Source organism: Bacillus paralicheniformis (assembly GCF_002993925.1).
GTDB lineage: Bacteria > Bacillota > Bacilli > Bacillales > Bacillaceae > Bacillus > Bacillus paralicheniformis.
In genome coordinates this window covers 170,726-195,000 of record NZ_CP023665.1, presented here as the reverse complement: position 1 = coordinate 195,000, position 24,275 = coordinate 170,726, and the positions used below count along the sequence as shown (strand labels likewise).

Annotated in this window: 35 protein-coding genes and 2 rRNA genes (1 of these 37 cut by a window edge); 3 read left to right on the top strand and 34 right to left on the bottom strand. The window is 44.8% G+C overall.

The window, feature by feature from the left end:
* Both CP943_RS01120 and CP943_RS01115 read right to left on the bottom strand, forming a co-directional pair.
* Positions 1–856, bottom strand: a 23S ribosomal RNA gene (locus tag CP943_RS01120); it reaches 2,074 nt to the left of the window's first position.
* 170 nt (positions 857–1,026) lie between these two features.
* Positions 1,027–2,576, bottom strand: a 16S ribosomal RNA gene (locus CP943_RS01115).
* Together the 16S and 23S rRNA genes form the textbook arrangement of a ribosomal RNA operon.
* A 337-nt stretch (positions 2,577–2,913) precedes the next feature.
* Between CP943_RS01115 and pdaB the strand changes: the two genes are divergently transcribed.
* The gene (pdaB, locus tag CP943_RS01110) at positions 2,914–3,678 is read left to right on the top strand and encodes a polysaccharide deacetylase family sporulation protein PdaB (RefSeq protein WP_023855898.1); all 765 of its coding nucleotides are present in this window, start codon (positions 2,914–2,916) and stop codon (positions 3,676–3,678) included.
* 8 nt (positions 3,679–3,686) lie between these two features.
* Here the strand turns inward: pdaB and CP943_RS01105 are convergent, their stop codons facing one another.
* Positions 3,687–4,286: a KinB-signaling pathway activation protein gene (locus CP943_RS01105; RefSeq protein WP_020449905.1), complete on the bottom strand. Its 600-nt coding sequence runs from the start codon at positions 4,284–4,286 to the stop codon at positions 3,687–3,689.
* 113 nt (positions 4,287–4,399) lie between these two features.
* On the opposite strand from CP943_RS01105, the gene gerD reads away from it, so the two are divergent.
* Positions 4,400–4,981: a spore germination lipoprotein GerD gene (gene gerD, locus CP943_RS01100; protein ID WP_023855899.1), complete on the top strand. Its 582-nt coding sequence runs from the start codon at positions 4,400–4,402 to the stop codon at positions 4,979–4,981.
* Positions 4,982–5,034: 53 nt separating this feature from the next.
* On the opposite strand, the gene CP943_RS01095 is transcribed toward gerD, so the two are convergent.
* The 4 genes from CP943_RS01095 to CP943_RS01080 all read right to left on the bottom strand — a co-directional run bounded on the left by CP943_RS01095 (position 5,035) and on the right by CP943_RS01080 (position 9,076).
* Entirely contained in the window at positions 5,035–6,096 is a 1,062-nt protein-coding gene (locus CP943_RS01095; RefSeq protein ID WP_020449903.1) for an Mrp/NBP35 family ATP-binding protein, read from the bottom strand.
* An 85-nt stretch (positions 6,097–6,181) separates the two neighbouring features.
* Positions 6,182–6,895 (bottom strand): N-acetylmuramoyl-L-alanine amidase CwlD, encoded by a 714-nt coding sequence (gene cwlD, locus CP943_RS01090; protein WP_105980631.1) that lies wholly within the window; start codon positions 6,893–6,895, stop codon positions 6,182–6,184.
* 84 nt (positions 6,896–6,979) lie between these two features.
* The gene (locus CP943_RS01085) at positions 6,980–7,423 is read right to left on the bottom strand and encodes a YbaK family protein (RefSeq protein ID WP_023855901.1); all 444 of its coding nucleotides are present in this window, start codon (positions 7,421–7,423) and stop codon (positions 6,980–6,982) included.
* 114 nt (positions 7,424–7,537) lie between these two features.
* A complete protein-coding gene (locus CP943_RS01080; protein ID WP_105980630.1) occupies positions 7,538–9,076 on the bottom strand; it encodes an SMI1/KNR4 family protein in 1,539 nt (512 codons plus the stop codon).
* 114 nt (positions 9,077–9,190) lie between these two features.
* Here CP943_RS01080 and CP943_RS01075 point away from each other — a divergent pair, with 114 nt between their 5' ends.
* Positions 9,191–9,652, top strand: coding sequence for a DinB family protein (locus CP943_RS01075; RefSeq protein ID WP_105980629.1), 462 nt, complete (start codon positions 9,191–9,193; stop codon positions 9,650–9,652).
* 48 nt (positions 9,653–9,700) lie between these two features.
* On the opposite strand, the gene rpsI is transcribed toward CP943_RS01075, so the two are convergent.
* The 27 genes from rpsI to rpsQ form a co-directional block, all read right to left on the bottom strand.
* Positions 9,701–10,093: a 30S ribosomal protein S9 gene (gene rpsI, locus CP943_RS01070; protein ID WP_023855904.1), complete on the bottom strand. Its 393-nt coding sequence runs from the start codon at positions 10,091–10,093 to the stop codon at positions 9,701–9,703.
* A 20-nt stretch (positions 10,094–10,113) separates the two neighbouring features.
* The gene (rplM, locus tag CP943_RS01065) at positions 10,114–10,551 is read right to left on the bottom strand and encodes a 50S ribosomal protein L13 (RefSeq protein ID WP_003178393.1); all 438 of its coding nucleotides are present in this window, start codon (positions 10,549–10,551) and stop codon (positions 10,114–10,116) included.
* A 161-nt stretch (positions 10,552–10,712) separates the two neighbouring features.
* The gene (gene truA, locus CP943_RS01060) at positions 10,713–11,456 is read right to left on the bottom strand and encodes a tRNA pseudouridine(38-40) synthase TruA (RefSeq protein WP_025810423.1); all 744 of its coding nucleotides are present in this window, start codon (positions 11,454–11,456) and stop codon (positions 10,713–10,715) included.
* Positions 11,457–11,466: 10 nt separating this feature from the next.
* The gene (locus tag CP943_RS01055; RefSeq protein ID WP_023855906.1) at positions 11,467–12,264 is read right to left on the bottom strand and encodes an energy-coupling factor transporter transmembrane component T family protein; all 798 of its coding nucleotides are present in this window, start codon (positions 12,262–12,264) and stop codon (positions 11,467–11,469) included.
* Entirely contained in the window at positions 12,261–13,130 is an 870-nt protein-coding gene (locus tag CP943_RS01050; protein ID WP_020449878.1) for an energy-coupling factor ABC transporter ATP-binding protein, read from the bottom strand. The genes CP943_RS01055 and CP943_RS01050 overlap by 4 nt, the downstream gene beginning before the upstream one ends.
* Positions 13,106–13,951: an energy-coupling factor ABC transporter ATP-binding protein gene (locus CP943_RS01045; protein WP_026578982.1), complete on the bottom strand. Its 846-nt coding sequence runs from the start codon at positions 13,949–13,951 to the stop codon at positions 13,106–13,108. Before CP943_RS01045 ends, CP943_RS01050 begins: the two co-directional genes overlap by 25 nt.
* 141 nt (positions 13,952–14,092) lie before the next feature.
* Entirely contained in the window at positions 14,093–14,455 is a 363-nt protein-coding gene (gene rplQ / locus CP943_RS01040; protein ID WP_020449876.1) for a 50S ribosomal protein L17, read from the bottom strand.
* A 77-nt stretch (positions 14,456–14,532) separates the two neighbouring features.
* Complete coding sequence (locus tag CP943_RS01035; protein WP_020449875.1) at positions 14,533–15,477, bottom strand: DNA-directed RNA polymerase subunit alpha; 945 nt, start codon at positions 15,475–15,477, stop codon at positions 14,533–14,535.
* A 174-nt stretch (positions 15,478–15,651) separates the two neighbouring features.
* On the bottom strand, positions 15,652–16,047 hold the full coding sequence (gene rpsK / locus CP943_RS01030) for a 30S ribosomal protein S11 (protein ID WP_020449874.1): 396 nt from the start codon (positions 16,045–16,047) through the stop codon (positions 15,652–15,654).
* Between the two features lie 20 nt (positions 16,048–16,067).
* Positions 16,068–16,433: a 30S ribosomal protein S13 gene (gene rpsM / locus CP943_RS01025; protein ID WP_003178378.1), complete on the bottom strand. Its 366-nt coding sequence runs from the start codon at positions 16,431–16,433 to the stop codon at positions 16,068–16,070.
* Positions 16,434–16,455: 22 nt separating this feature from the next.
* On the bottom strand, positions 16,456–16,569 hold the full coding sequence (gene rpmJ, locus CP943_RS01020) for a 50S ribosomal protein L36 (RefSeq protein WP_003156543.1): 114 nt from the start codon (positions 16,567–16,569) through the stop codon (positions 16,456–16,458).
* Between the two features lie 33 nt (positions 16,570–16,602).
* Positions 16,603–16,821 (bottom strand): translation initiation factor IF-1, encoded by a 219-nt coding sequence (gene infA, locus CP943_RS01015; RefSeq protein WP_003178377.1) that lies wholly within the window; start codon positions 16,819–16,821, stop codon positions 16,603–16,605.
* Positions 16,799–17,128: a KOW domain-containing RNA-binding protein gene (locus CP943_RS01010; RefSeq protein ID WP_023855908.1), complete on the bottom strand. Its 330-nt coding sequence runs from the start codon at positions 17,126–17,128 to the stop codon at positions 16,799–16,801. Before CP943_RS01010 ends, infA begins: the two co-directional genes overlap by 23 nt.
* Positions 17,129–17,138: 10 nt before the next feature.
* Positions 17,139–17,885 (bottom strand): type I methionyl aminopeptidase, encoded by a 747-nt coding sequence (map, locus tag CP943_RS01005; protein WP_023855909.1) that lies wholly within the window; start codon positions 17,883–17,885, stop codon positions 17,139–17,141.
* Positions 17,882–18,535 (bottom strand): adenylate kinase, encoded by a 654-nt coding sequence (locus CP943_RS01000; RefSeq protein ID WP_020449871.1) that lies wholly within the window; start codon positions 18,533–18,535, stop codon positions 17,882–17,884. Before CP943_RS01000 ends, map begins: the two co-directional genes overlap by 4 nt.
* A gap of 53 nt (positions 18,536–18,588) precedes the next feature.
* Positions 18,589–19,884 (bottom strand): preprotein translocase subunit SecY, encoded by a 1,296-nt coding sequence (secY, locus tag CP943_RS00995; protein WP_020449870.1) that lies wholly within the window; start codon positions 19,882–19,884, stop codon positions 18,589–18,591.
* Position 19,885: 1 nt separating this feature from the next.
* The gene (gene rplO / locus CP943_RS00990) at positions 19,886–20,326 is read right to left on the bottom strand and encodes a 50S ribosomal protein L15 (protein ID WP_020449869.1); all 441 of its coding nucleotides are present in this window, start codon (positions 20,324–20,326) and stop codon (positions 19,886–19,888) included.
* 30 nt (positions 20,327–20,356) lie between these two features.
* Positions 20,357–20,536 (bottom strand): 50S ribosomal protein L30, encoded by a 180-nt coding sequence (gene rpmD, locus CP943_RS00985; RefSeq protein WP_020449868.1) that lies wholly within the window; start codon positions 20,534–20,536, stop codon positions 20,357–20,359.
* Positions 20,537–20,549: 13 nt separating this feature from the next.
* On the bottom strand, positions 20,550–21,050 hold the full coding sequence (rpsE, locus tag CP943_RS00980; RefSeq protein ID WP_023855910.1) for a 30S ribosomal protein S5: 501 nt from the start codon (positions 21,048–21,050) through the stop codon (positions 20,550–20,552).
* 24 nt (positions 21,051–21,074) lie between these two features.
* Positions 21,075–21,437: a 50S ribosomal protein L18 gene (gene rplR, locus CP943_RS00975; RefSeq protein ID WP_020449866.1), complete on the bottom strand. Its 363-nt coding sequence runs from the start codon at positions 21,435–21,437 to the stop codon at positions 21,075–21,077.
* Positions 21,438–21,468: 31 nt separating this feature from the next.
* Entirely contained in the window at positions 21,469–22,005 is a 537-nt protein-coding gene (gene rplF, locus CP943_RS00970; RefSeq protein WP_003178356.1) for a 50S ribosomal protein L6, read from the bottom strand.
* A 29-nt stretch (positions 22,006–22,034) separates the two neighbouring features.
* Positions 22,035–22,433 carry a 30S ribosomal protein S8 gene (rpsH, locus tag CP943_RS00965; RefSeq protein WP_003178355.1) on the bottom strand — a complete coding sequence of 133 codons (399 nt, stop codon included), beginning with the start codon at positions 22,431–22,433 and terminating at the stop codon, positions 22,035–22,037.
* 31 nt (positions 22,434–22,464) lie between these two features.
* Positions 22,465–22,650, bottom strand: a complete 186-nt coding sequence (gene rpsN / locus CP943_RS00960) for a 30S ribosomal protein S14 (protein WP_003178353.1) — start codon at positions 22,648–22,650, stop codon at positions 22,465–22,467.
* A gap of 22 nt (positions 22,651–22,672) precedes the next feature.
* Positions 22,673–23,212, bottom strand: a complete 540-nt coding sequence (gene rplE, locus CP943_RS00955) for a 50S ribosomal protein L5 (protein WP_020449865.1) — start codon at positions 23,210–23,212, stop codon at positions 22,673–22,675.
* 25 nt (positions 23,213–23,237) lie between these two features.
* Entirely contained in the window at positions 23,238–23,549 is a 312-nt protein-coding gene (rplX, locus tag CP943_RS00950; RefSeq protein WP_003178350.1) for a 50S ribosomal protein L24, read from the bottom strand.
* A gap of 35 nt (positions 23,550–23,584) precedes the next feature.
* The gene (rplN, locus tag CP943_RS00945) at positions 23,585–23,953 is read right to left on the bottom strand and encodes a 50S ribosomal protein L14 (protein WP_020449864.1); all 369 of its coding nucleotides are present in this window, start codon (positions 23,951–23,953) and stop codon (positions 23,585–23,587) included.
* 40 nt (positions 23,954–23,993) lie between these two features.
* Positions 23,994–24,257 carry a 30S ribosomal protein S17 gene (gene rpsQ / locus CP943_RS00940; protein WP_003178345.1) on the bottom strand — a complete coding sequence of 88 codons (264 nt, stop codon included), beginning with the start codon at positions 24,255–24,257 and terminating at the stop codon, positions 23,994–23,996.
* Positions 24,258–24,275 lie beyond the last annotated feature (18 nt).

Here is a 24,275-nt window from a genome sequence, read left to right as displayed (position 1 = left end):
CAGCTATCTCCAGGTTCGATTGGCATTTCACCCCTACCCACACCTCATCCCCGCACTTTTCAACGTGCGTGGGTTCGGGCCTCCATTCAGTGTTACCTGAACTTCACCCTGGACATGGGTAGATCACCTGGTTTCGGGTCTACGACCACGTACTCATGCGCCCTATTCAGACTCGCTTTCGCTGCGGCTCCGTCTTTTCAAACTTAACCTTGCACGGGATCGTAACTCGCCGGTTCATTCTACAAAAGGCACGCCATCACCCGTTAACGGGCTCTGACTACTTGTAGGCACACGGTTTCAGGATCTCTTTCACTCCCCTTCCGGGGTGCTTTTCACCTTTCCCTCACGGTACTGGTTCACTATCGGTCACTAGGGAGTATTTAGCCTTGGGAGATGGTCCTCCCGGATTCCGACGGAATTTCACGTGTTCCGCCGTACTCAGGATCCACTCAGGAGAGAACGAAGTTTTGACTACAGGGCTGTTACCTCCTATGGCGGGCCTTTCCAGGCCTCTTCATCTACCTCGTTCTTTTGTAACTCCGTACAGAGTGTCCTACAACCCCAAGAGGCAAGCCTCTTGGTTTGGGCTGTTCCCGTTTCGCTCGCCGCTACTCAGGGAATCGCATTTGCTTTCTCTTCCTCCGGGTACTTAGATGTTTCAGTTCCCCGGGTCTGCCTTCTCATATCCTATGAATTCAGATATGGATACTGCTCCATTACGAGCAGTGGGTTTCCCCATTCGGAAATCTCCGGATCAAAGCTTGCTTACAGCTCCCCGAAGCATATCGGTGTTCGTCCCGTCCTTCATCGGCTCCTAGTGCCAAGGCATCCACCGTGCGCCCTTTCTAACTTAACCGTTAAAAAGAATCACTACGTGATATCTTGCTTACTAATTGAATGTGATGTCTACTGTTATCTAGTTTTCAAAGAACACGCTTTGAAGGAATGATCCTTCAAAACTAAACAAGATCTAAACGCACCTGTCTATAAGACCGCAAGGTCTTATATTCCGTATAATATCCTTAGAAAGGAGGTGATCCAGCCGCACCTTCCGATACGGCTACCTTGTTACGACTTCACCCCAATCATCTGTCCCACCTTCGGCGGCTGGCTCCAAAAGGTTACCTCACCGACTTCGGGTGTTACAAACTCTCGTGGTGTGACGGGCGGTGTGTACAAGGCCCGGGAACGTATTCACCGCGGCATGCTGATCCGCGATTACTAGCGATTCCAGCTTCACGCAGTCGAGTTGCAGACTGCGATCCGAACTGAGAACAGATTTGTGGGATTGGCTTAGCCTCGCGGCTTCGCTGCCCTTTGTTCTGCCCATTGTAGCACGTGTGTAGCCCAGGTCATAAGGGGCATGATGATTTGACGTCATCCCCACCTTCCTCCGGTTTGTCACCGGCAGTCACCTTAGAGTGCCCAACTGAATGCTGGCAACTAAGATCAAGGGTTGCGCTCGTTGCGGGACTTAACCCAACATCTCACGACACGAGCTGACGACAACCATGCACCACCTGTCACTCTGCCCCCGAAGGGGAAGCCCTATCTCTAGGGTTGTCAGAGGATGTCAAGACCTGGTAAGGTTCTTCGCGTTGCTTCGAATTAAACCACATGCTCCACCGCTTGTGCGGGCCCCCGTCAATTCCTTTGAGTTTCAGTCTTGCGACCGTACTCCCCAGGCGGAGTGCTTAATGCGTTTGCTGCAGCACTAAAGGGCGGAAACCCTCTAACACTTAGCACTCATCGTTTACGGCGTGGACTACCAGGGTATCTAATCCTGTTCGCTCCCCACGCTTTCGCGCCTCAGCGTCAGTTACAGACCAGAGAGTCGCCTTCGCCACTGGTGTTCCTCCACATCTCTACGCATTTCACCGCTACACGTGGAATTCCACTCTCCTCTTCTGCACTCAAGTTCCCCAGTTTCCAATGACCCTCCCCGGTTGAGCCGGGGGCTTTCACATCAGACTTAAGAAACCGCCTGCGCGCGCTTTACGCCCAATAATTCCGGACAACGCTTGCCACCTACGTATTACCGCGGCTGCTGGCACGTAGTTAGCCGTGGCTTTCTGGTTAGGTACCGTCAAGGTACCGCCCTATTCGAACGGTACTTGTTCTTCCCTAACAACAGAGTTTTACGATCCGAAAACCTTCATCACTCACGCGGCGTTGCTCCGTCAGACTTTCGTCCATTGCGGAAGATTCCCTACTGCTGCCTCCCGTAGGAGTCTGGGCCGTGTCTCAGTCCCAGTGTGGCCGATCACCCTCTCAGGTCGGCTACGCATCGTCGCCTTGGTGAGCCGTTACCTCACCAACTAGCTAATGCGCCGCGGGTCCATCTGTAAGTGGTAGCTAAAAGCCACCTTTTATAATTGAACCATGTGGTTCAATCAAGCATCCGGTATTAGCCCCGGTTTCCCGGAGTTATCCCAGTCTTACAGGCAGGTTACCCACGTGTTACTCACCCGTCCGCCGCTAACATCAGGGAGCAAGCTCCCATCTGTCCGCTCGACTTGCATGTATTAGGCACGCCGCCAGCGTTCGTCCTGAGCCAGGATCAAACTCTCCATGAAGTTTGATAATGACTACGCACATTCGCATGTACGATTTATTTAATGAATTAACAGGTACGTTTGTCTTGTTTAGTTTTCAAAGATCATTTCCGCTTCGTTCAGCGGCTTTAATAATATAACATCAAGCTCACATATTTGTCAATAACTTTTCTCAAAATTATTTTTTGGAGCTTTTTCATGTCAGCTGTTTATCAGCGACGAATAATAATATAACATGTTAATTCAAATCTGGTCAACCCTCTTTTTAATTTTTTTCTTAAGGTGAATTATTGTTATGTTCTATTTTAAACAAGCATAGGATGAATACAAAGCAGCATGGACAAGGAGGAGTTTCTCTGTGAACCATTTTTATGTGTGGCATATGAAACGGATTAAGCAGTTAATCATTATTATGATAGCCGCTTTTGCGACAGCAAGCTTTTTTTATGTACAAAACCTGCTCCCTCTTCCTGTGTTTTCTACAGAAAGCGGAGCAAAAGCGGTATATAGAGGAGACTCAGATACAAATGAAGTCGCTCTTACCTTTAATATTAGCTGGGGAGATCAAAAGGCCATGCCTATTTTAGATACATTAAAAGCAAACGGTATTAAAGGCGCGACCTTTTTTCTTTCAGCTTCATGGGCGGAGCGCCATCCGGATGTCGTGGAAAGAATCCGTAAAGACGGTCATCAGATCGGGAGCATGGGCTATGCTTATAAAAACTATTCGCAAATGAAGAAAAGCGAAATCAAAAAAGACTTAACAAAAGCACAAAACTCTTTTCAAAAACTCGGTCTTGAGGACCTCACGCTTTTAAGACCGCCGACCGGCCAGTTTAATAAAGACGTACTTAATGTCGCTAAACAGTACGGCTATACCGTTGTTCACTACAGTGTTAATTCGGATGACTGGACGAACCCGGGGGTTCAAAAGATCGTACAAAATGTAAATGAAACGGTGAGTGCTGGTGATATCGTGCTCTTTCACGCTTCAGATTCGGCCAAACAAACAAAAGAAGCCCTGCCTGAGATCGTGCACCATCTCAGAAGCAAGGGACTCAAAAATGTAACCGTTAGCGATTTAATTGCAAATACGGATGCAAAATCATCAGAAGTAAAATAGCAACCGGTCTAAGCGCGGGCCTGAAACTTTGGCAGCATTAAAAGTTGAAAAGCGTTGCAGGCTAATAAAGGAAGCAGCATTAAATAGAGCCAGTCCTCTTCATTGACCCTTAACGCCGGGAACCACTCCATCACAGTAAAAACAAACATTAGAAATAATGCGGAAACGAACGTTTTTTTAGAGGACTGTTTTTGCTTTGCATAAGCGGCCGCAATGCTTACCGCCAAAATAAAGAGCGGCAGCCAAATATACGGAATGATGGAGCCTCCCTCTTTTTCAAAAAACAGAAAACGCAAGTAAACCAAATCAAACGCGACAAATACAATCAAAAACAGCTGAATCGAATTCCACAAAGAATGAGATCTGAAGATTTCCAGTGCAAAACGGTGAATCGTTAAGAAAATCACAAACCCCATTTGAGCAATCACGCTAAAGATCATGCCAACCCCGATAAACCAAAATAGAACAGAAAGAATCTCCAATACCTCGAAGGAAAGAAACAGCTCCTTATATCTTCCCCACTCAATGGCAAAACCGACAATACTTGTAGTCAAAGCTCCGACACCCAACACGGAAAAGAAAAATCGGACGAGATTACGGCTTTTCATTGTAGACTTCCCAACCCCTAAGTAAACGCTGTAGCAGCGATATTTTGTTATGTATAAATTTATAAAAGACATTCATATTAAAGGTAAGACGAGTTTTCGAAAGGAGCTTAAGCATGTTCAAGACCACAATGCTATCGATAAGCTGTTTTCTGTTTCTATCTGTAACAGCTTGTGCTCCCACGGACCAAGCAGCTGAGATGGACTATGATCAAACCAAAAAGATGGTTGTCGATATATTAAAGACAGATGACGGAAAAAAAGCGATTCAAGAAATATTAAATGATGACAAATTAAATGAAACACTTGTGATGGATGAAAAAACCGTCAAAGAAACCGTTGAAAAAACAATGACCTCCAAAAAAGGAGCCGAATTTTGGAAAAAAGTCTTCGAAGATCCAAAATTCGCAGAAGGCTTTGCCAAAACACTTCAAAATGAACATGAAAAAGTGCTGAAAAAACTGATGAAAGATCCTGAGTACCAAAAAATGCTGATCCAGGTCATGCAGGATCCTGAAATGGCCAAAAAATACGGCGAACTTGTCAGAAGCCAGGAATTCCGAACCCACCTGCAGGAAGTAATATCCGACACTCTGTCAAGCCCGCTCTACAGAAAGCAGTTTGAAGAGGAACTGAAAAAAGCTGCTTCTGAAAGCATGAAAGAAGAAATGAAAGGCGGCGAAGAAAAACAAAGCTAAGCCGCTTTTCATTCACTAAAAGCTTCTTCCGCGGAGGAAGCTTTTTCTGCTCTTTAAGCTTTTACGCCAATGCTTTCGTCGATTTTTTTGGCGATATCCAAATAAATGGCACCGGTCGGATGACTTTCATCATAAACGGACGGCGCGAATTCGCTGTCATCCCAATCCGGCTGCTTCAGCGGAATTTTGCCCAGAATCGGAACACCGAGTTCTTCTGCGAGCTTCTCGCCTCCGCCTTTGCCGAATACGTATTCCTTTTCGCCTGTTTTGACGCTTTCGTAATAAGCCATATTTTCAACGATTCCCAAGATTTCATGATCGGTCTTCAAAGCCATCGCGCCCGCTCTTGCAGCGACAAACGCGGCAGTAGGGTGCGGCGTCGACACGATCACCTCTTTGCAGCTTGGAAGCATTGAGTGAACATCAAGCGCTACATCGCCTGTTCCCGGCGGCAGGTCTAAGATAATATAATCGACATCTCCCCATTCAACCTCATGGAAAAAGTTATTCAGCATTTTTCCAAGCATAGGGCCTCTCCAAATGACAGGGGCATTGTCTTCAACAAAAAATCCCATCGAAATTACTTTGACTCCGAATCTTTCAACCGGCACGACCTTTTCTCCTTCAATCGTCGGCCGTACAGTGATTCCCATCATATCCGGAACGCTGAATCCGTAAATATCGGCGTCGATTAATCCGACTTTCTTTCCGATTCGAGCCAAAGACACAGCCAAATTGACGGACACCGTCGACTTGCCGACGCCGCCTTTACCGCTTGCCACCGCTAAAAACACAGGCTGTTTTTCACTATTCAGCAGAGATTGATCTTGCCCTTGGGCAGACTCTTGATTATTCATCACGACTTCTTCAGGCAGCTCCTCAAAACGCAGGCCGACCGTCTCTGCACCGGCTTCTTTTAACCGTATGACGATTTCCTGCTGAAGCTGCATTTGTTCGGCAGATCCCGTTTTTGCGAGCGCCACCTTTACGCTGACGTGCCGTTTTTCGGGTTTTATTTTAATTTCCTTGACGGCATCCAGCTCTCTGAGCGGCTTGTGAAGAAATGGCTCGTCCAAATCGCCGACTATTTTTTTTACATCGTCTTCTCGCAACATTGATCTCACCCTTTGTTGTATTCGTTTACAAAATAAGTATAGCATATCTTTCCTTATAGTGTCTTTGACACAAAAAGAAACCCTCTTATTCAGGAGGGTCTCTGTCTTCTGTAAAGTAGCGCAATACACCTTTATATACGGATGCCGCGATTTTGTCCTGATATTTGGGTTTGGCCAGCTGTTTTGCTTCTTTCGGATTTGACAAAAACCCGATCTCGACGAGAGCCCCCGGCTTTTTCACATTTTGCATCAAATAAATGCCGTGTATCCGCTTTGCCTTCCGCGTCGTGTTTTCAAGATTATGTCTTAATTCATCCTGAATAAACTTGGCGGCCCGTTCGTTTTCTTCATATTGCCCGTAAAAGAAGCTTTGCGCACCGCTCCATCGCGCGGAAGGAATCGCATTCAAATGGATGCTGAGGTAAAGGTCGGCTTCAGAATCGTTGATCATGTCGACCCTTTTCCGCAAGTCTTCCGCTTTTCTTCTGCTGAGTCCCTTCGTTTCTTCAGGAGCGAGATCATGATCGTCCTCCCGCGTCAGCAACACCAAGGCGCCCTGCTCCTGGAGATAGTCCCTGATTCTAAGGGATACTTCAAGCGCCACATCTTTTTCAAGGAGTTCACTGCTTGATGCCCCTCCATCTGCGCCCCCGTGTCCAGGATCAATATAAATGATCTTGCCGCTCAACGGAAGATTCCATGACCGCCAAGAATCATCATTGTGGAATTGATATTGAAATAAACATAATAAAACGACAAAGCCGAGTAAAAACCCGAGCCATTTTATTTTTTTCTTCATCCCTTTCCCTCCCGCTCGTCCTTACTACAACATATGGGACAAGGAAAGGAAATATGATTCAGCTTGGCCGCACTTTTACATAAATTATCTGAGCCGAAGCTTAAAGCGTCTTTCACGCTGGCTGAAGCCTTCCTTCCACCAGCTTTGGATGAAGTATTCGCACGCATAATAGAGCGGTTCATGAGCCGTTTGAATATTAAAAGCCTCAGACCAGCTCACCGCATATTCATAAAGCTCGTGCAGAAGCTGTTTTTCTTCTTTTTCTGAGCGGACCATCGCTCGTTGAACGGGTTCTCCGTGATAGCCGAACTTTCCGTACTCGGCTCCCAGCAAATAGGCCTCAATGGCAAAATCGATGCAGCCGTCATACAAAATATCCGTGTGCTTAGAAAAAAAGTGAAAAAGAGGAGCAAAGCATTCCTCCGCAGAATTCAGCATTTTTTCCAAAGACAGTTCGCGCAGAAGCTTTTTTTCCAAATTGATCTGCTTCTTTTGTTTTTCATTATTAAAAGATACAACCGTCCCCATAGAACCGCCTCCTTTTTACCTTGTATTGTGCAGTCAGGAGCCGGAAATCATGCTTTTCTAAGGAAGGGAAACGGAGGAAGAAGCCGAAAATATTAGGAGCCGTGAGATGAAAAGCTATTCACTCACATAGCTGCTCCATATCTCCTCTTCTTCTTCAGACATATCGCCAATTACTTTAGAGAAATCCACTTTTTTCTTGCATATGTCCTTCAATACATAAAATTGGTCAAAAGAACCGGTAAACTCCTCTAACGAAGGAGATTGGGCCACCACTTTAAGGTTTACGATTTCAGAACCATCCAATTCCAGTCTTTTCAGATGTTCCAGGCCGGCAAGAACGGTTCCGTCTTTAACGGACGAATTTATAAGTTTTAGTGTTTGAAGCGTATGAATCGTGCCTAAGAAATCAACGTTTTCTAACGTAATATTTTCAACCGTTAAAGACCTTAATGTTTTCAAACCTGCTATCGCTTTTATCTCTTCTTCGGATACATGTTCATCTCCGCGTATATGTAATCGTTTCAACGTGCTGATTTGAGAAATATCGTTTATTTGCTTTTCGTTACAAACATCTACCTTTAAAAACTCAAGGTTTTTACAGTGACTGAGCGGCGCGTATTCTGCAGCTTGAATATCTGTCATATCCAATCCTCTCAAAGATGATAAATCCGCAAGCGGAGACAAATCGATCACGCATGTTTTCTCCACATTTAAATACTGCAGATGTTTCAATTGAGCGATTGGCTTTAAATCTGCTACCGGGTTATTTCCAAGATAAAGCTTTTTCAAAAAGATCATGCTTTGCAAAGGCATTAAATCATGAATACGATTTGCACTTATATTTAATTCCCTCATATCCGTACAGATTGATAGCGGTTTAATGTGTGTCAGCTCCCTGCCCGCTAAACGCAGCTTTATCTTGTTACAAAATGCCTTTGGACTTTCAGCCATCGTTTCCACAATCGCAGTCCAGCGATCGTCCAGCTGACGAAGCCATCGGTCCGTATGTTCAAGATTGGCTTCCTGCGGTCTTGCATGCAACACCGGAAGTTCCATAGAACGGATGGCATCCAGGAAATGAAGCTCTTCCTCTTTGCCGTAGCTCCAGCTGACAGCATCATCATATTCATCAATTGTATAATGACCATTTTTGAGCGTATTTGTTATATGGATCAGTAAATCTGTCACATGATGAGCAATCACATACTTTATTTCTTCGTCACGCCCGAAATTGATTACTTGTCCAGCTTGCCCCTCCTGATCAGGATCAAGGTCTACACCAATATGATTTCCTCCGTAATCCCTGCTAATCGGAATCCATCGGCGGTTCACATATTTTTCTTTAATCCAACACGGCGGAACCGAATATGCATCGATCTCTTCCAATTCTCCATCTCCTTCAAGCCCCTTCCATATTCGCCACTCTGTGAGCATTTCTTGCAAGGAAAGAAAAGGAAGTCCGAAAAATAATCCGGGGCCCGATTCTTTTTCACCATTATGGGTAAGATAAAGCGCCCTGAGCTCTTCAGGAAACGTAGCTTCCATTTCATTTTCAGCTTTTTGAATGTCTTCCTCTGTTGCAGGAGGATTCAAAAACGGACGGAAATGTTGTTTTAATTCAGTATGCAACTGTTTCATCATTGTTTGAATCATCTTTTCTCTCCTTCATGCTTTGTAAGACTAATTACATCATGAATGTGTATCCTTGGCAATCCGGGAAGGGAAACAGAGCGAAAAGCCGAACATATTAGGAGAGGTGAGCATGAGATGAAAGGTTTGTTTCAGTATAATTGGCAAGTTCGTGATGAATGGTTTGACTGGTGCCTGAAGCAGCAGCCGGAGGAAATCGAAAAGAAGCGTTCAAGCGGTATGGAAAGCATTTTGAAAAACTTGTTTCATATTGTCGATGTTGAGGTGAGCTGGATGTATGCCATTTTAGACAAGCCGGACTTCACTCCCGAGTTTTCCGACTACCCGTCGATTCAGCACATTATCAAGTTTTCTGAAGCGTATCGTTCCGAGGTTGAGAGTGTGGTTTTTCATTTTTCCAGCACAGCCGAACAAAAGCCTGTCAAAACGTCTTGGGCAGAAGAAGATACCTATACACAAGGCGACATTTTAAGGCATTTGATCGCCCATGAGATACATCACATCGGACAAATATCCGTCTGGGCGCGGGAGATGAACCGTGTTCCGGTATCCGCTTCATATGTAGGACGGCAGCAATAAAAAAGACCCCCAAGACAAAAGTCTTGAGAGCCTTTGAAACGCCATAAATTAACGTTTTGAGAACTGAGGTGCACGGCGTGCGCCTTTAAGTCCGTATTTTTTACGTTCTTTCATACGTGCGTCACGAGTCAGTAGACCGGCACGTTTTAGAGTTGAACGGTATTCCGGATCTGCTTCAAGCAAAGCGCGGGCGATACCGTGACGGATTGCTCCGGATTGACCGGATAAGCCGCCTCCATGAACGTTTACTAAAACGTCATAAGTACCAGCTGTTTCAGTCAAATTTAATGGTTGTTTGATATCTTCGATTAGAGCTGCAGATGGGATGTGCTCGCTAATTTCACGATTATTCACGATGATACGGCCTTCTCCTGGAACTAAACGCACACGCGCTACAGAGCTTTTACGACGGCCAGTACCGTAATATTGAACCTGTGCCAAATTGGTAACCTCCTTTTTAATTAACCGCGAAGTTCGTAAACTTCAGGTTTTTGTGCTTGGTGTGGATGCTCAGAACCACGGTATACGTTCAATTTTTTGAACATTTGACGACCTAGAGAACCTTTTGGAAGCATGCCTTTGATCGCAAGTTCAAGCATTTTCTCAGGGTAGTTTGTACGCATTTCAAGAGCAGTTCTTGATTTTAAACCGCCTGGATGTTGAGTGTGACGGTAGTAGATTTTGTCCGTTAACTTTTTACCAGTTAACTCGATTTTTTCAGCGTTGATGATGATCACATGATCTCCAGTGTCAACGTGTGGTGTGTAAGTTGGTTTATGTTTTCCGCGAAGGATAGATGCAACTTCTGTAGAAAGACGTCCTAGCGTCTTGCCAGCAGCATCAACAACTAACCACTTGCGTTCAATATTACTTGCGTTAGCCATAGGTGTTGTACGCATTAAATTTCCCTCCTAAATAAATCTGCCATTTTCAATAAACTTCAATTACGTTCTATTTCAAAACACAATAAGTTTCCGGGGCTTATCGTGGGGTTGAAATACATACCATATGATATCTTATAACTTTCTGTACTCTCTGTCAAGAAAATGTTACACCTGGTTTAGTTGTCATAGATAACACGCCATAAATACAAGCCGTGCGCCGGTGCAGTGCGCCCTGCGGCATCGCGGCTTCTGGCAAGAATCATCTTTTCAATGTCTCCAGGGGAAAATTTTCCGGTTCCTACATCAAGAAGCGTGCCGGCAATGATTCTAACCATGTTATACAAAAATCCGCTGCCCACAATCCTCATCTGCAGTCCGTCCCCTGTGTCAGACCATTCGAGTTCATAGACCGTTCTAACTTTGTCCTTCACTTCGGTTTTGGTTGCACAAAAGCTTGTGAAATCATGGGTTCCAACCAGAAAGCGGGAGGCTTCTTGGACTTTTTCCATATCAAGGTCATACGGAACATGGTATGCATAGTGGCGTTTAAAAACGTCCGGATGTCTGCCCCTGTAAATCATATACCGGTATTCTTTTCTTTTTGCAGAAAACCTCGCATGAAATTGATCATCGACAGCTTCCGCATTGTGGACCGATATATCATCAGGCAGCAGGGCATTCAAAGCATACGGCCATTTCGCCTCAGGGATGGATAGCGGACTGTCAAAATGAATCGTCTGTCCGACCGCGTGGACGCCGCTGTCGGTGCGCCCGGATGAAACGACAGGAATACGCTCCTTCGCTTTATGGAGCGTTTGCAGCGCTTTTTCAAGCTCATCCTGCACTGTTCTTTGACCAGGCTGCACTTGGTAGCCGTAAAAAAGGTGTCCGTCATATGAAATCGTACACTTCATTCTCATCGTCTATCACCTAAGTCCGCAATAAAATTAGCAATACGCCAAGACCAGCTAAAATGAGGAGCACGGAAGTATCCTTCCATTTCCACGTCAGCTGCCTGTATTTTGTACGGCCTTCCCCTCCCCTGTATCCTCGCGCCTCCATCGCAGTTGCAAGCTCTTCGGCTCTTTTAAAGGCACTGACAAACAGCGGAACAAGAAGAGGAACGATCGCTTTGACACGTTCTTTGACCGGGCCGTTCGTAAAATCAACGCCTCTTGCCATTTGCGCTTTCATGATCTTATCCGTCTCTTCGAGCAGAGTCGGTATAAATCTGAGGGAGATGGACATCATGAGAGCGAGTTCATGAACGGGAAGCTTTAATTTTTTAAACGGACCGAGCAAATGCTCCAAACCATCGGTCACTTCGATTGGAGTCGTCGTCAATGTTAAAATCGTTGTGATCATGATGAGGTAAACAAAGCGCAGCGAAATAAAAATCCCTTGAACAAGCCCTTGCTCATAAATTTTAAACAAGCCGAGATCGGCGAGAAGCGGCCCTTCCCTTGTCATAAAAATATGAAGCAGAAACGTAAACAGCACAATCCAGAACACGGGCTTCATCCCTTTTAAAAGGAATCGCACCGGAACGCCCGACAAAGCTGCGGCTGCGACCGTAAACAGGCCGAGCAGTGCATATGTTTCCGTATTATTCGCGAAAAAAACGATAAAGACAAAAAGGAAAATGGTTAACAGCTTTGTACGCGGATCAAGCCGGTGAATGATCGATGTCCCGGGTACATATTTGCCGATAATGATATTGTCCATCATAGGGCATTTTCCTCCTGAAAAAGAGCTTTAATTTCGGAGGCTGCTTCTTCAATCGTCAAGATCGGCGCTTTGAACGTAATGCCCAGCGTTTCTTCAAGACGTTTTTGGAATTTAATCGTTTCCGGCAAATCAAGCCCAAAGGCAGCGATATCGTCTTTCCTTGAAAAAAGCTCCCGCGGCGTCCCTTTTGCTTTGACCGTGCCTTTATGCATCACAATCAGTTCATCTGCATACGCCGCCGCATCTTCCATACTGTGGGTGACGAGAATCGTCGTCAGATTCCTCTGCTTATGGAGGCTGTAGAACATGTCCATGATCTCTTTGCGGCCTCTTGGGTCGAGCCCTGCCGTCGGTTCATCGAGGACGAGAACCTCCGGCTCCATCGCCAGCACTCCCGCAATGGCCACGCGGCGCATTTGCCCGCCGCTTAGTTCAAACGGGGACCTGTCGGACAGCTCCTCATCCAAACCTACAAGCTTCAGCATTTCCCTCGCCTTTTCTTCCGCCTTCTCCCGGCTCATGCCGAAATTGATCGGGCCGAATGAAATGTCCTTTAAAATTGTTTCTTCAAACAGCTGATGTTCAGGAAACTGAAAGACAATCCCGACCTTTTTCCGCAAAGCTTTTAAGTGTTTATTCTTTTTGCCTGCTTCAAGAACGTCCCCGCCGAGGCGTATCTGTCCTTTTGTCGGTTTTAAAAGCCCGTTCAGGTGCTGAAGCAATGTCGATTTTCCCGATCCTGTATGGCCGATCACTGCGACATAGCTTCCTTCTTTAATCACGGCGTTTACATCATAGATCGCAAGGCGTTCAAAAGGCGTTTTCATCTGGTATCGGTGCTCTACATCTTTGATTTCAATGTCCATAGCTCATTCACCAATCCTTCTTGTGTCAGATGATCGCCTTTCAAAGCCAGACCGCTTTCCTTCAGCATTTGGCTGAGCTGAAAAGAAAAAGGCAAATCAAGCCCGATTTTTATCAGGTCTTGATTCAGACGAAAGACTTCCTGCGGCGTGCCTTCGGCAAATTTTCTTCCGCCGTTCATGACGATGATCCGGTCGGCCTTAGCAGCTTCGTTTAAGTCATGTGTAATTGAAATGACCGTAACCATTCCCTGGTCTTTCAGCCTTCTGACCGTATCCAGCACTTCTTCCCGTCCCATCGGGTCGAGCATGGAAGTCGCCTCGTCGAGAATCATGATGTCAGGACGGGCGGCAAGCACTCCCGCAATCGCAACACGCTGCTTTTGCCCTCCAGAGAGATGGTGCGGCTCTTGATCGAGAAATTCTTGCATGTTCACCTGTTGAACGGCCCAATCCACCCTTTCCACCATGTCTTCTCTTGGAACTCCGTTGTTTTCTAAACCAAAAGCCACATCATCGCGGACGGTTGTCCCGACAAATTGGTTATCCGGATTTTGAAACACCATGCCGATTTTTTTTCGGACATCCCAGACCGTCTCTTCCGTCAGCTGAATACCGCCGACATCAATCGATCCTTCGTCAGGCAGGATCAGTCCGTTTAAAGCACGGGCGAGCGTCGACTTCCCTGAGCCGTTGTGACCTACGATCGCAAGCCATTCTCCTTTCGACACATGGAAAGATACATGATCAAGCGCAGGCCTGTCCGCATCTTTCTGGTAGCGAAACGTGATATCCTCTGCAGCGATTAATCGATCTTGATTCATTTGCCCGTCCGGCCTCCTCTCCTCTAAAGCTCTGCTTTTCTGACTATTCTTTTATCATAGAAAATTCCCCGGTATCTAAAAAAAGGGCATAGATCCAGTTAAAAACTGTCCCGCCCTTCTTTAGACACACAAAATATGTGATTAAACCAATTCGATGATAGCCATTGGTGCTCCGTCACCACGGCGAGGACCAAGCTTCATAATACGTGTGTATCCGCCTTGGCGCTCTTCATAACGAGGTGCTACATCAGAGAAAAGTTTTTGGAGTGCATCTTGGTCTTTCTCTGCATCTGCAACCTCATTGCGGATGTATGCAGCTGCTTGGCGGCGTGCGTGTAAATCTCCGCGCTTGCCAAGTGTAATCATTTTTTCTACAACAGAGCGAAGTTCTTTCGCGCGAGCTTCTGTTGTTTCGATTCTCTCGTTGATGATCAAGTCTGTTGTAAGATCACGCAGCATTGCTTTACGCTGTGCACTAGTGCGTCCTAGTTTTCTGTATGACATGTGGTGTCCCCTCCTTTATTGAAATACTCGATCTGAAATAAAAAACACACGAAAATCCTAGTTCACATGGAAACTAGTCAATCGTCTTTGCGAAGGCCAAGTCCAAGTTCTTCAAGTTTCGCTTTTACTTCTTCAAGCGACTTGCGACCCAGGTTGCGAACTTTCATCATATCTTCTTCAGTTTTGTTCGCAAGTTCTTGAACTGTATTGATTCCCGCACGCTTCAAGCAGTTGTAAGAACGGACTGAAAGATCGAGCTCTTCAATAGTCATTTCAAGAACTTTTTCTTTTTGGTCCTCTTCTTTTTCAACCATGATTTCAGCATGCTGAGCTTCGTCGGTCAAACCGACAAAAATATTAAGGTGTTCAGTCAAAATCTTTGAACCAAGCGCAATTGCTTCTTTTGGTCCAGTGCTTCCATCTGTCCATACGTCAAGCGTAAGTTTGTCATAGTTTGTAATCTGACCCACACGAGTATTCTCAACTTGATATGTTACACGAGAAACAGGTGTAAAGATGGAATCAATCGGGATGACCCCAATTGGCTGATCGTCTCTCTTATTCGAGTCAGCTGGTGTATACCCGCGACCTCTTTGAGCGGTTAAGCGAACTCGAAAACTCGCATTTTGGCCAAGAGTCGCAATGTGAAGATCAGGATTCAAAATCTCAACATCACTGTCGTGGGTAATATCAGCAGCTGTTACAACTCCTTCACCCTGTACATCAATCTCAAGCGTCTTCTCTTCTTCAGAGTAGATTTTCAGTGCAAGTTTTTTAATGTTTAAGATAATCGTTGTAACATCTTCAACGACGCCTTCGATCGTCGAGAATTCATGCAGTACACCATCTATTTGGATCGATGTTACAGCGGCACCAGGGAGTGAGGATAAAAGGATACGACGTAAGGAGTTACCCAAAGTTGTACCATATCCACGCTCAAGTGGCTCTACGACAAATTTACCATACTTGGCATCGTCGCTGATTTCAACCGTTTCGATTTTTGGTTTTTCAATCTCGATCATTTCATAAAACCCTCCTTCAAAACGTCGAAACCCCGGAAAGAATTTCTCTGATTCTATCCGAAATTCCCCATTGTTTAGTCCCGTATGTGCTCAGGCAACGAGTGTGCATTCGTTTTATAAATTAACTGTATCATAACCCATTATTGACAGGGACACAAAATCTATACAAACAAATTACACGCGGCGACGTTTTGGCGGACGGCATCCGTTATGAGGAACAGGCGTTACGTCTCTGATTGCTGTAACTTCCAGTCCAGCAGCTTGAAGTGCACGAATTGCAGCTTCACGGCCAGAACCAGGTCCTTTTACAGTAACTTCAAGAGTTTTAAGTCCATGTTCGATAGAACCTTTAGCAGCTGTTTCAGCGGCCATTTGCGCAGCGAACGGAGTGGATTTTTTAGAACCTTTAAATCCAAGAGATCCGGCGCTTGACCAAGAAAGAGCATTACCATGAACATCTGTGATAGTAACAATCGTGTTGTTGAAAGTTGAACGGATATGAGCAATTCCAGATTCAATATTCTTTTTCACGCGGCGTTTACGCGTGTTTGTTTTACGAGCAGCAGCCATTGTTTAATTACCTCCCTTGCTTATTTTTTCTTGTTAGCTACAGTACGACGCGGACCTTTACGAGTACGCGCGTTATTTTTAGTATTTTGACCGCGAACAGGCAATCCGCGACGATGACGAATTCCGCGGTAGCTTCCGATTTCGATCAGACGTTTGATGTTAAGAGACACTTCACGGCGAAGGTCACCTTCAACTTTCAATTTGTCAATCACGTCACGGATTTTACCAAGTTCTTCTTCAGTCAAATCACGAACGCGAGTATCTTCAGAAACTCCAGCTTCTTTTAAGATTTGCTGAGCCGTTGTACGACCGATTCCAAAGATGTATGTTAATGAAATAACAACACGTTTATCACGTGGGATATCTACACCAGCAATACGAGCCATCTCTCTCGCACCTCCTTAAAAATTATCCTTGTTTTTGTTTATGCTTTGGATTTTCACAGATCACCATTACTTTTCCTTTTCTGCGAATGACCTTACATTTTTCACAGATCGGTTTAACTGATGGTCTCACTTTCATGTGTTTCCAACCTCCTTCAATTTCCGGAGTGCTTTATTTGTAACGGTACGTAATTCTACCACGAGTTAAGTCATATGGAGATAATTCTACCGTAACTTTGTCTCCAGGTAAAATGCGAATGAAGTGCATGCGGATTTTACCAGATACGTGAGCCAAAACCGTATGGCCATTCTCAAGTTCAACTTTGAACATTGCGTTTGGCAGCGTTTCGACTACAGTACCTTCCACTTCAATTACATCGTCTTTCGCCATTCAAGTGTTCTCCCTTCTTCAAATCAGTAACTTGCTCTCTGACAAATTTCAAAAGAGAAAATCTCAATTTTCCGTTTGTCACACGCCCTGTTTCGTTTATACTGTTCTGAACTTCCGGAGATACGCAATCATAAAAGGTTAAATGATTGATATTCTTTTTCTTAGGAGAATGAAATTTACGCTTTTCTCCGTCTGCTACCAGCACATGATGATGATCGACTATATCAATAACAACTGCGTATTGGTTCATTTCGCGGCCTCTTGCTATGCGTACGAACTGTCCAATTTCAGGTGTTTTCCGATACATCTCATTTCACCTAGGCTTTTGTCAGTATCTCAAAACCGGCTTCCGTTATGGCAATCGTGTGTTCAAAGTGAGCACACTTCTTCCCGTCCACAGTTACAACCGTCCAGTTGTCAGCCAATGTTTTGACATAGCGTGTGCCTGCATTGACCATCGGCTCAATGGCCAGGACCATGCCAGGCTTTAAACGCGGGCCTTTGTTCGGCGGACCGTAGTGAGGAATTTGCGGATCCTCATGAAGATCCTGCCCTACCCCGTGTCCTACATATTCCCTGACGACTGAAAATTGTTCGCTTTCGACATACGTTTGAATTGCGTGGGAAATATTCGACAAACGTTCTCCCGGTTTTGCTTCCTTCAAGCCTCTATATAAAGACTCCTCTGTCACATCCAGCAGCTTTTGATCATCATCGCTAATCGTACCCACTGGATAAGTCCATGCAGAGTCACCATGATAACCGTTCAGCTTCGCACCGATATCGATGCTGATGATGTCTCCGTCGCGAAGGACCCGTTTTCCCGGAATACCGTGCACGAGTTCTTCGTTGACCGAAACGCAAATGCTCCCGCGAAAACCATTATACCCTTTAAAAGACGGGATTGCACCTTGCTTTGTAATAAAACGTTCGGCAATTTGATCCAGTTCTTTTGTCGAGATGCCGGGTTTAATGTGCTTTTTCAGCTCCTGATGAGTTAAAGCGACAATTCTTCCGGCTTCCCGCATGATTTCGATTTCTCGGGGAGTTTTACAAATAATCATTTGTCCAGGCCTCCGAGAAGCTCCTTTATATCAGCGTAAACTTCATTGATGTGCTTCTGCCCGTCAATGTTTACGAGATATCCTTTATCCGCATAGAAATCGAGTAAAGGCTGGGTTTGCTTCATGTTGACCTCTAACCGTGTAGATACAGTAGCTTCATTATCGTCTTCACGCTGATAAAGCTCTCCTCCACACTTGTCGCATACATTTTCTTTCGCAGGCGGATTAAAGACTAAATGATAAGTTGCACCGCAGTTTCTGCAGATTCTGCGTCCTGTCAGACGTTCCATCAATGCATCTTTATCGACTTGAATGTTGATGACATGGTCAATCGACTTGCCAAGTCCTTTAAGAATTTCCTCAAGTGCTTCAGCTTGAGCGACTGTTCTCGGAAATCCGTCCAGAAGAAAACCTCCGTCACAATCATTCTTGCCAAGTCTCTCCCTGACAATACCAATTGTCACTTCATCCGGAACAAGCTCACCTTTATCAATGTATGATTTGGCTTCGAGTCCCAGATCCGTTTCTTCTTTCATCGCAGCGCGGAACATGTCTCCTGTTGAGATATGAGGTATCCCAAAATCTTCAACAATCCGTTCAGCCTGTGTCCCTTTACCGGCCCCAGGCAGTCCCATTAAGACTAAGTTCATTTCGGATTCCCCGTCCTCTCTATTTTAGAGGGAATGGGCGCGCCCCATTTCCTCTAGTGCTTCATAAATCCACGATAGTTTCGTTTTACCAGCTGGCTTTCAAGCTGCTTCATTGTTTCAAGTGCAACCCCGATGACAATCAGCAAACTTGTTCCACCAATTTGTGCAGATGAAGGCAGCCCAGCAATATTAACGAACAAGACAGGAAGAATGGCAATCACGGCCAAGAATATGGAGCCTACAAATGTAAGTCGATACAAAATGCTCGTAATTCTATCTTGAGTCATTTTTCCTGGACGAACTCCCGGAATATAGCCACCTTGTTTTTTAAGATTATCGGCCATTTGCTCAGGGTTTACCTGCACAAATGCATAGAAATAGGTAAAGGCGATGATCAACGCCGCATAAACTCCCATTCCGACCGGATGCGTGTAATCAAACGTTTTTTGAATCCAATTCGTGACGTCATTGGTACCAAAAAATGTTGCCACGGTCCGCGGAGTGGTGATAAATGCTACTGCAAAGATAACCGGAATAACTCCCGCCGGGTTAACCTTCAGCGGCAAGTGTGTAGACTGGCCGCCAGGAACCGGTGAACGGCCTGAACCTTTCGCATATTGAATTGAGATTTTTCTAACTGCCTGTTGGATGAAAATAACGCCAACGACAATCGCCAAAATCGCAACCAATATAACGACAACCTTTATGATTTGCAAGAATAACTGATCTCCAGCATCTACAAACTGCTGAGCGTAGATCTGATTAATCGTCTGCGGAATGCCGGCAACGATACCGGCGAAGATGATAATGGATATTCCGTTACCAACTCCATGAGACGTAATTTGTTCTCCCAGCCACATTAAAAAAGCAGTTCCAGCAGTTAGTACAACCGCAATAAGCAAATAAGTACCGACTCCAGGGTTTGTAATCAACGCGCCGCCGGCCATGTTGTTAAACCCGTAAGACATACCTAAAGCCTGGATAAATCCAAGAACGATTGTGAAGTACCTTGTGAACTGTGCTAGTTTTCGGCGACCAACTTCTCCTTGCTTAGACCATTCGGTAAACTTCGGCACAACATCCATCTGCAGGAGCTGAATGATGATTGAAGCTGTGATGTAAGGCATGATTCCCATCGCAAGAATGGAGAAGTTGAACAATGCACCGCCGCCAAATGTGTTTAGAATCCCAAATACGCTCATTTGATCCTGTGCCTTTAAAACTTCTGTGTTTACATGCGGCACAGGAATGAACGAACCGAGACGAAAGACGATAAGCATTAAAAGAGTGAAGATAATCTTATTCCGAATATCCTTCACACGCATAAAATTGGAGATTGTCTTAAACAAGTTAGATCACCTCAGCTGTACCGCCAGCAGCCTCAATTGCTTGTTTAGCAGAAGCGGAGAATTTATTGGCTTTAACAGTTAATTTCTTTTCTAATTGACCGTCGCCAAGAATTTTCACTCCAGATTTCAACTTGCTGATTACACCTGTTTCTAAAAGAAGTTCAGGAGTAACTTCCGTCCCTTCTGCAAAGCTGTTGAGTTTGTCTAGGTTGACTACAGCGAAATCCTTGCGGTTGATGTTTGTGAAACCGCGTTTAGGAAGACGTTGGAACAAAGGCATTTGTCCACCCTCGAATCCAGGACGTACACCGCCGCCAGAACGAGCGTTTTGACCTTTATGACCTTTACCTGCTGTTTTACCGTTACCAGAACCAATACCACGACCTACGCGGTTGCGCGTTTTACGTGAACCTTCTGCGGGCTTTAATTCATGAAGTTTCATTTGGACACCTCCTTAGCCTATCGTTTATTTTTAAAGTTCTTTAACAGAAACTAAATGAGATACTTTGTTAACCATACCGCGGATTGCAGCGTTGTCTTCATGAACGACAGTTTGGTTTGTTTTCTTTAAACCGAGCGTTCTTACAGTAATACGCTGATCTTCCGGGCGTCCGATTACACTGCGTTTGAGGGTAATTTCTAATTTAGCCATTAATGTTCCCTCCTTATCCTAACAGTTCTTCTACAGATTTTCCACGAAGCTTCGCAACGTCCTCAGCGCGTTTCAGCTCGCTTAAACCTTGGACTGTTGCACGGATCATGTTGATCGGTGTGTTAGAACCTAAAGACTTAGAAAGGATATCAGCTACACCTGCAAGCTCAAGTACCGCACGTACTGGGCCTCCAGCGATAACTCCCGTACCTTCAGAAGCAGGTTTTAACAAGATGTTTCCTGCACCGAAACGTCCGATGATTTCGTGTGGAATTGTAGTTCCAACCATTGGTACTTCGATCAAATTCTTTTTCGCATCTTCAACAGCTTTGCGGATCGCTTCTGGTACTTCTTGTGCTTTACCAGTACCGAATCCTACGTGTCCGTTTTTGTCACCGACAACGACTAGAGCTGCGAAGCGGAAACGACGACCACCTTTAACAACTTTCGCTACGCGGTTAACGGTAACTAAGCGTTCTTCTAACTCTAATTTGCTTGGGTCAATACGACGCATATTCATATGTCCCTCCTTCTTTTATTAAAATTCTAATCCAGCTTCGCGTGCAGCATCAGCCAATGCTTTTACACGTCCATGATAAAGGTAACCGCCACGGTCGAACACGACATTTGTAATACCTTTTTCAGAAGCGCGTTTTGCAACAAGCTCGCCAACTTTTGCAGCCGCAGACGTATCGCTGCCATTTTCAGCGTTAAAGTCTTTATCAAGAGTTGATGCACTCACAAGTGTAACACCGTTCACGTCATCGATCACTTGTGCGTAAATATGTTTGTTTGAACGGAAAACATTTAGACGAGGTCTCTCAGGGGTTCCTGAAAGCTTCGCGCGAACACGACCGTGTCTTTTAAGACGTGCAGCATTCTTGCTTGTTTTCGTAATCATCTGGGTCACTCCTTTCTCACATTAAGCGGTTTTACTTAGCAGATTTACCTTCTTTACGACGAACCATTTCTCCTTCATAGCGGATCCCTTTGCCTTTGTAAGGTTCTGGAGAACGTACAGCGCGAATGTTTGCAGCAGTAGCTCCAACACGCTCTTTATCTGTACCTTTTACAACCACTTTTGTTTGAGATGGAACTTCGATTTCAATTCCGTTTTCAGGAACGATTTCTACAGGGTGAGAGTATCCAACGTTCAAAACAAGTTTGTTTCCGGATTTAGAAGCACGGTAACCGACACCGACTAATTCCAAACCTCTTTCAAAACCTTTAGATACACCTTCAACCATGTTTCCGATAATGCTGCGAGTTGTGCCATGCAGCGCACGGTGTTCTTTATTATCTGAAGGACGCTCTACAGTAAGTACATTGTCCTCAATTTTAATCTTCATATCAGGATGAAACGTACGAGTTAATTCTCCTTTTGGTCCTTTCACGGTTACAGTGTTGTCGTTCAGAGTAACTGTAACGCCTGAAGGAATCTCAAGTAGCTTCTTACCTACACGAGACATACCAAACACCTCCATTCATGTTAAACTTCTTACCAAACGTATGCTAATACTTCTCCGCCAGCCTGTTTAGCGCGGGCTTCTTTATCTGTTAACACACCTTGTGATGTAGAAAGAATTGCGATTCCAAGTCCGTTCAGTACGCGAGGCACTTCGTTTGACTTAGCGTAAACGCGCAGACCTGGTTTGCTGATTCTCTTAAGGCCAGTGATGACACGCTCGTTGTTTTGTCCGTATTTCAAGAAAACACGGATGATACCTTGCTTGTTATCTTCAATGAATTCTACGTCACGGATGAAACCTTCTCTTTTCAAGATTTCAGCGATTTCTCTTTTCAACTTCGAAGCAGGAATTTCGAGCTTCTCATGACGTACCATGTTTGCATTACGAATTCGAGTCAGCATATCTGCAATCGGATCTGTCATAACCATTATTTAATAACCTCCTTCCCATAAACGGGGATTACCAGCTGGCTTTTTTAACGCCAGGAATTTGTCCTTTATATGCAAGTTCACGGAAACAAATACGGCAAAGTTTAAATTTACGAATAACAGAGTGCGGACGGCCGCAGCGTTCGCAGCGAGTGTACTCTTGTACTTTAAACTTCGGTGTGCGTTTTTGTTTCGCAATCATTGACTTTTTAGCCACGATTTCGCCTCCCTTTCATTGATTATTTCTGGAATGGCATACCTAATTGAGTTAACAGTTCACGAGCTTCTTCATCAGTGTTGGCAGTCGTTACGATAACGATGTCCATACCGCGAACTTTAGTTACCTTATCATAGTCAATTTCAGGGAAGATCAGCTGTTCTTTGATTCCTAGTGTGTAGTTTCCGCGACCGTCAAAAGATTTTTTTGAAATTCCGCGGAAGTCACGAACACGTGGTAAAGAAACAGAAATTAGTTTATCAAGGAAATCGTACATGCGCTCTCCGCGAAGAGTTACTTTCGCACCGATTGGCATTCCTTCACGAAGACGGAATCCAGCAATAGATTTCTTCGCACGAGTAACGACAGGTTTCTGACCAGCGATAAACGTTAGTTCTTCAACAGCGCTATCGATAGCTTTAGCGTTTTGAACAGCGTCACCAACACCCATGTTGATTACGATTTTTTCAATTTTAGGCACTTGCATCACAGATTTGTATTCGAACTTTTTCATTAATGCAGGTGTAATGTCTTTATTGTACTTTTCTTTAAGGCGGTTCATGAGATAGACCTCCCTTCCTTTATTACTAGTTATCTAGAACTTGCCCAGATTTTTTTGCAATACGAACTTTTTTGCCATTTTCCACTTTGTATCCTACGCGAGTCACTTCACCTGTTTTAGGATCGAGCGGCATTACGTTTGACACATGAATTGGCGCCTCTTGATTTAAAATTCCGCCTTGAGGGTTAGCTTGAGTCGGCTTTGAGTGCTTCTTCACCATGTTGACACCCTCAACGATTACGCGGTCTTTTTTAGGGAAAGCTGCAAGGATCACACCTTGTTTTCCTTTGTCTTTACCAGAGATAACCATTACTTTATCGCCTTTTTTAACATGCATCCTGATCGCACCTCCTTAGTCCGGCATTGATATCATTAAAGTACTTCTGGAGCTAGAGAAACAATTTTCATGAAGTTGTTATCACGAAGTTCACGTGCTACAGGTCCGAAGATACGAGTTCCGCGCGGGCTTTTGTCGTCACGGATGATAACACATGCATTTTCATCGAATTTGATGTAAGATCCGTCATTTCTGCGCGCGCCGCTCTTAGAACGTACGATTACAGCTCTTACGACCTCACCTTTTTTGACAACGCCTCCTGGTGTTGCTTGTTTAACCGTGCAAACAATGACATCACCAATGTTAGCTGTTTTGCGTCCAGAACCACCAAGCACCTTGATTGTTAATACTTCACGGGCACCAGAGTTATCAGCTACTTTTAAACGAGTCTCTTGTTGAATCATTATTTGTTACCTCCCTTCGGAAAAAGGTTTCCGAACTTTATTAGATAATAACAGCTTCTTCGACAACTTCAACTAGACGAAAACGTTTAGTCGCAGATAATGGACGAGTTTCCATGATCTTTACGATGTCTCCGATTTTAGCTTGGTTATTTTCATCATGTGCTTTGAATTTTTTAGAGTACTTTACGCGTTTACCGTAGAGTGAATGTTTTTTGTAAGTTTCTACAACAACAGTAATGGTTTTATCCATTTTGTCAGAAACAACACGTCCTTGGTAGACTTTGCGCTGATTGCGTTCGCTCATGTTTTAGAGAACCTCCCT

Excerpts from the sequence above, each read along its gene's own strand:
- CP943_RS01105 (WP_020449905.1), bottom strand. The coding sequence starts at position 4,286 with ATGAAAAGCCGTAATCTCGTCCGATTTTTCTTTTCCGTGTTGGGTGTC.
- gerD (WP_023855899.1), top strand. The coding sequence starts at position 4,400 with ATGTTCAAGACCACAATGCTATCGATAAGCTGTTTTCTGTTTCTATCT.
- CP943_RS01095 (WP_020449903.1), bottom strand. The coding sequence starts at position 6,096 with ATGTTGCGAGAAGACGATGTAAAAAAAATAGTCGGCGATTTGGACGAG.
- cwlD (WP_105980631.1), bottom strand. The coding sequence starts at position 6,895 with ATGAAGAAAAAAATAAAATGGCTCGGGTTTTTACTCGGCTTTGTCGTT.
- CP943_RS01085 (WP_023855901.1), bottom strand. The coding sequence starts at position 7,423 with ATGGGGACGGTTGTATCTTTTAATAATGAAAAACAAAAGAAGCAGATC.
- CP943_RS01080 (WP_105980630.1), bottom strand. The coding sequence starts at position 9,076 with ATGATTCAAACAATGATGAAACAGTTGCATACTGAATTAAAACAACAT.
- CP943_RS01075 (WP_105980629.1), top strand. The coding sequence starts at position 9,191 with ATGAAAGGTTTGTTTCAGTATAATTGGCAAGTTCGTGATGAATGGTTT.
- rplM (WP_003178393.1), bottom strand. The coding sequence starts at position 10,551 with ATGCGTACAACACCTATGGCTAACGCAAGTAATATTGAACGCAAGTGG.
- truA (WP_025810423.1), bottom strand. The coding sequence starts at position 11,456 with ATGAGAATGAAGTGTACGATTTCATATGACGGACACCTTTTTTACGGC.
- CP943_RS01055 (WP_023855906.1), bottom strand. The coding sequence starts at position 12,264 with ATGATGGACAATATCATTATCGGCAAATATGTACCCGGGACATCGATC.
- CP943_RS01050 (WP_020449878.1), bottom strand. The coding sequence starts at position 13,130 with ATGGACATTGAAATCAAAGATGTAGAGCACCGATACCAGATGAAAACG.
- CP943_RS01045 (WP_026578982.1), bottom strand. The coding sequence starts at position 13,951 with ATGAATCAAGATCGATTAATCGCTGCAGAGGATATCACGTTTCGCTAC.
- rplQ (WP_020449876.1), bottom strand. The coding sequence starts at position 14,455 with ATGTCATACAGAAAACTAGGACGCACTAGTGCACAGCGTAAAGCAATG.
- CP943_RS01035 (WP_020449875.1), bottom strand. The coding sequence starts at position 15,477 with ATGATCGAGATTGAAAAACCAAAAATCGAAACGGTTGAAATCAGCGAC.
- rpsK (WP_020449874.1), bottom strand. The coding sequence starts at position 16,047 with ATGGCTGCTGCTCGTAAAACAAACACGCGTAAACGCCGCGTGAAAAAG.
- rpsM (WP_003178378.1), bottom strand. The coding sequence starts at position 16,433 with ATGGCTCGTATTGCTGGTGTAGATATCCCACGTGATAAACGTGTTGTT.
- rpmJ (WP_003156543.1), bottom strand. The coding sequence starts at position 16,569 with ATGAAAGTGAGACCATCAGTTAAACCGATCTGTGAAAAATGTAAGGTC.
- infA (WP_003178377.1), bottom strand. The coding sequence starts at position 16,821 with ATGGCGAAAGACGATGTAATTGAAGTGGAAGGTACTGTAGTCGAAACG.
- CP943_RS01010 (WP_023855908.1), bottom strand. The coding sequence starts at position 17,128 with ATGTATCGGAAAACACCTGAAATTGGACAGTTCGTACGCATAGCAAGA.
- map (WP_023855909.1), bottom strand. The coding sequence starts at position 17,885 with ATGATTATTTGTAAAACTCCCCGAGAAATCGAAATCATGCGGGAAGCC.
- CP943_RS01000 (WP_020449871.1), bottom strand. The coding sequence starts at position 18,535 with ATGAACTTAGTCTTAATGGGACTGCCTGGGGCCGGTAAAGGGACACAG.
- rplO (WP_020449869.1), bottom strand. The coding sequence starts at position 20,326 with ATGAAACTTCATGAATTAAAGCCCGCAGAAGGTTCACGTAAAACGCGC.
- rpmD (WP_020449868.1), bottom strand. The coding sequence starts at position 20,536 with ATGGCTAAATTAGAAATTACCCTCAAACGCAGTGTAATCGGACGCCCG.
- rpsE (WP_023855910.1), bottom strand. The coding sequence starts at position 21,050 with ATGCGTCGTATTGACCCAAGCAAATTAGAGTTAGAAGAACGCTTAGTT.
- rplR (WP_020449866.1), bottom strand. The coding sequence starts at position 21,437 with ATGATTACGAAAACAAGCAAGAATGCTGCACGTCTTAAAAGACACGGT.
- rplF (WP_003178356.1), bottom strand. The coding sequence starts at position 22,005 with ATGTCTCGTGTAGGTAAGAAGCTACTTGAGATTCCTTCAGGCGTTACA.
- rpsH (WP_003178355.1), bottom strand. The coding sequence starts at position 22,433 with ATGGTTATGACAGATCCGATTGCAGATATGCTGACTCGAATTCGTAAT.
- rplE (WP_020449865.1), bottom strand. The coding sequence starts at position 23,212 with ATGAACCGCCTTAAAGAAAAGTACAATAAAGACATTACACCTGCATTA.
- rplX (WP_003178350.1), bottom strand. The coding sequence starts at position 23,549 with ATGCATGTTAAAAAAGGCGATAAAGTAATGGTTATCTCTGGTAAAGAC.
- rplN (WP_020449864.1), bottom strand. The coding sequence starts at position 23,953 with ATGATTCAACAAGAGACTCGTTTAAAAGTAGCTGATAACTCTGGTGCC.
- rpsQ (WP_003178345.1), bottom strand. The coding sequence starts at position 24,257 with ATGAGCGAACGCAATCAGCGCAAAGTCTACCAAGGACGTGTTGTTTCT.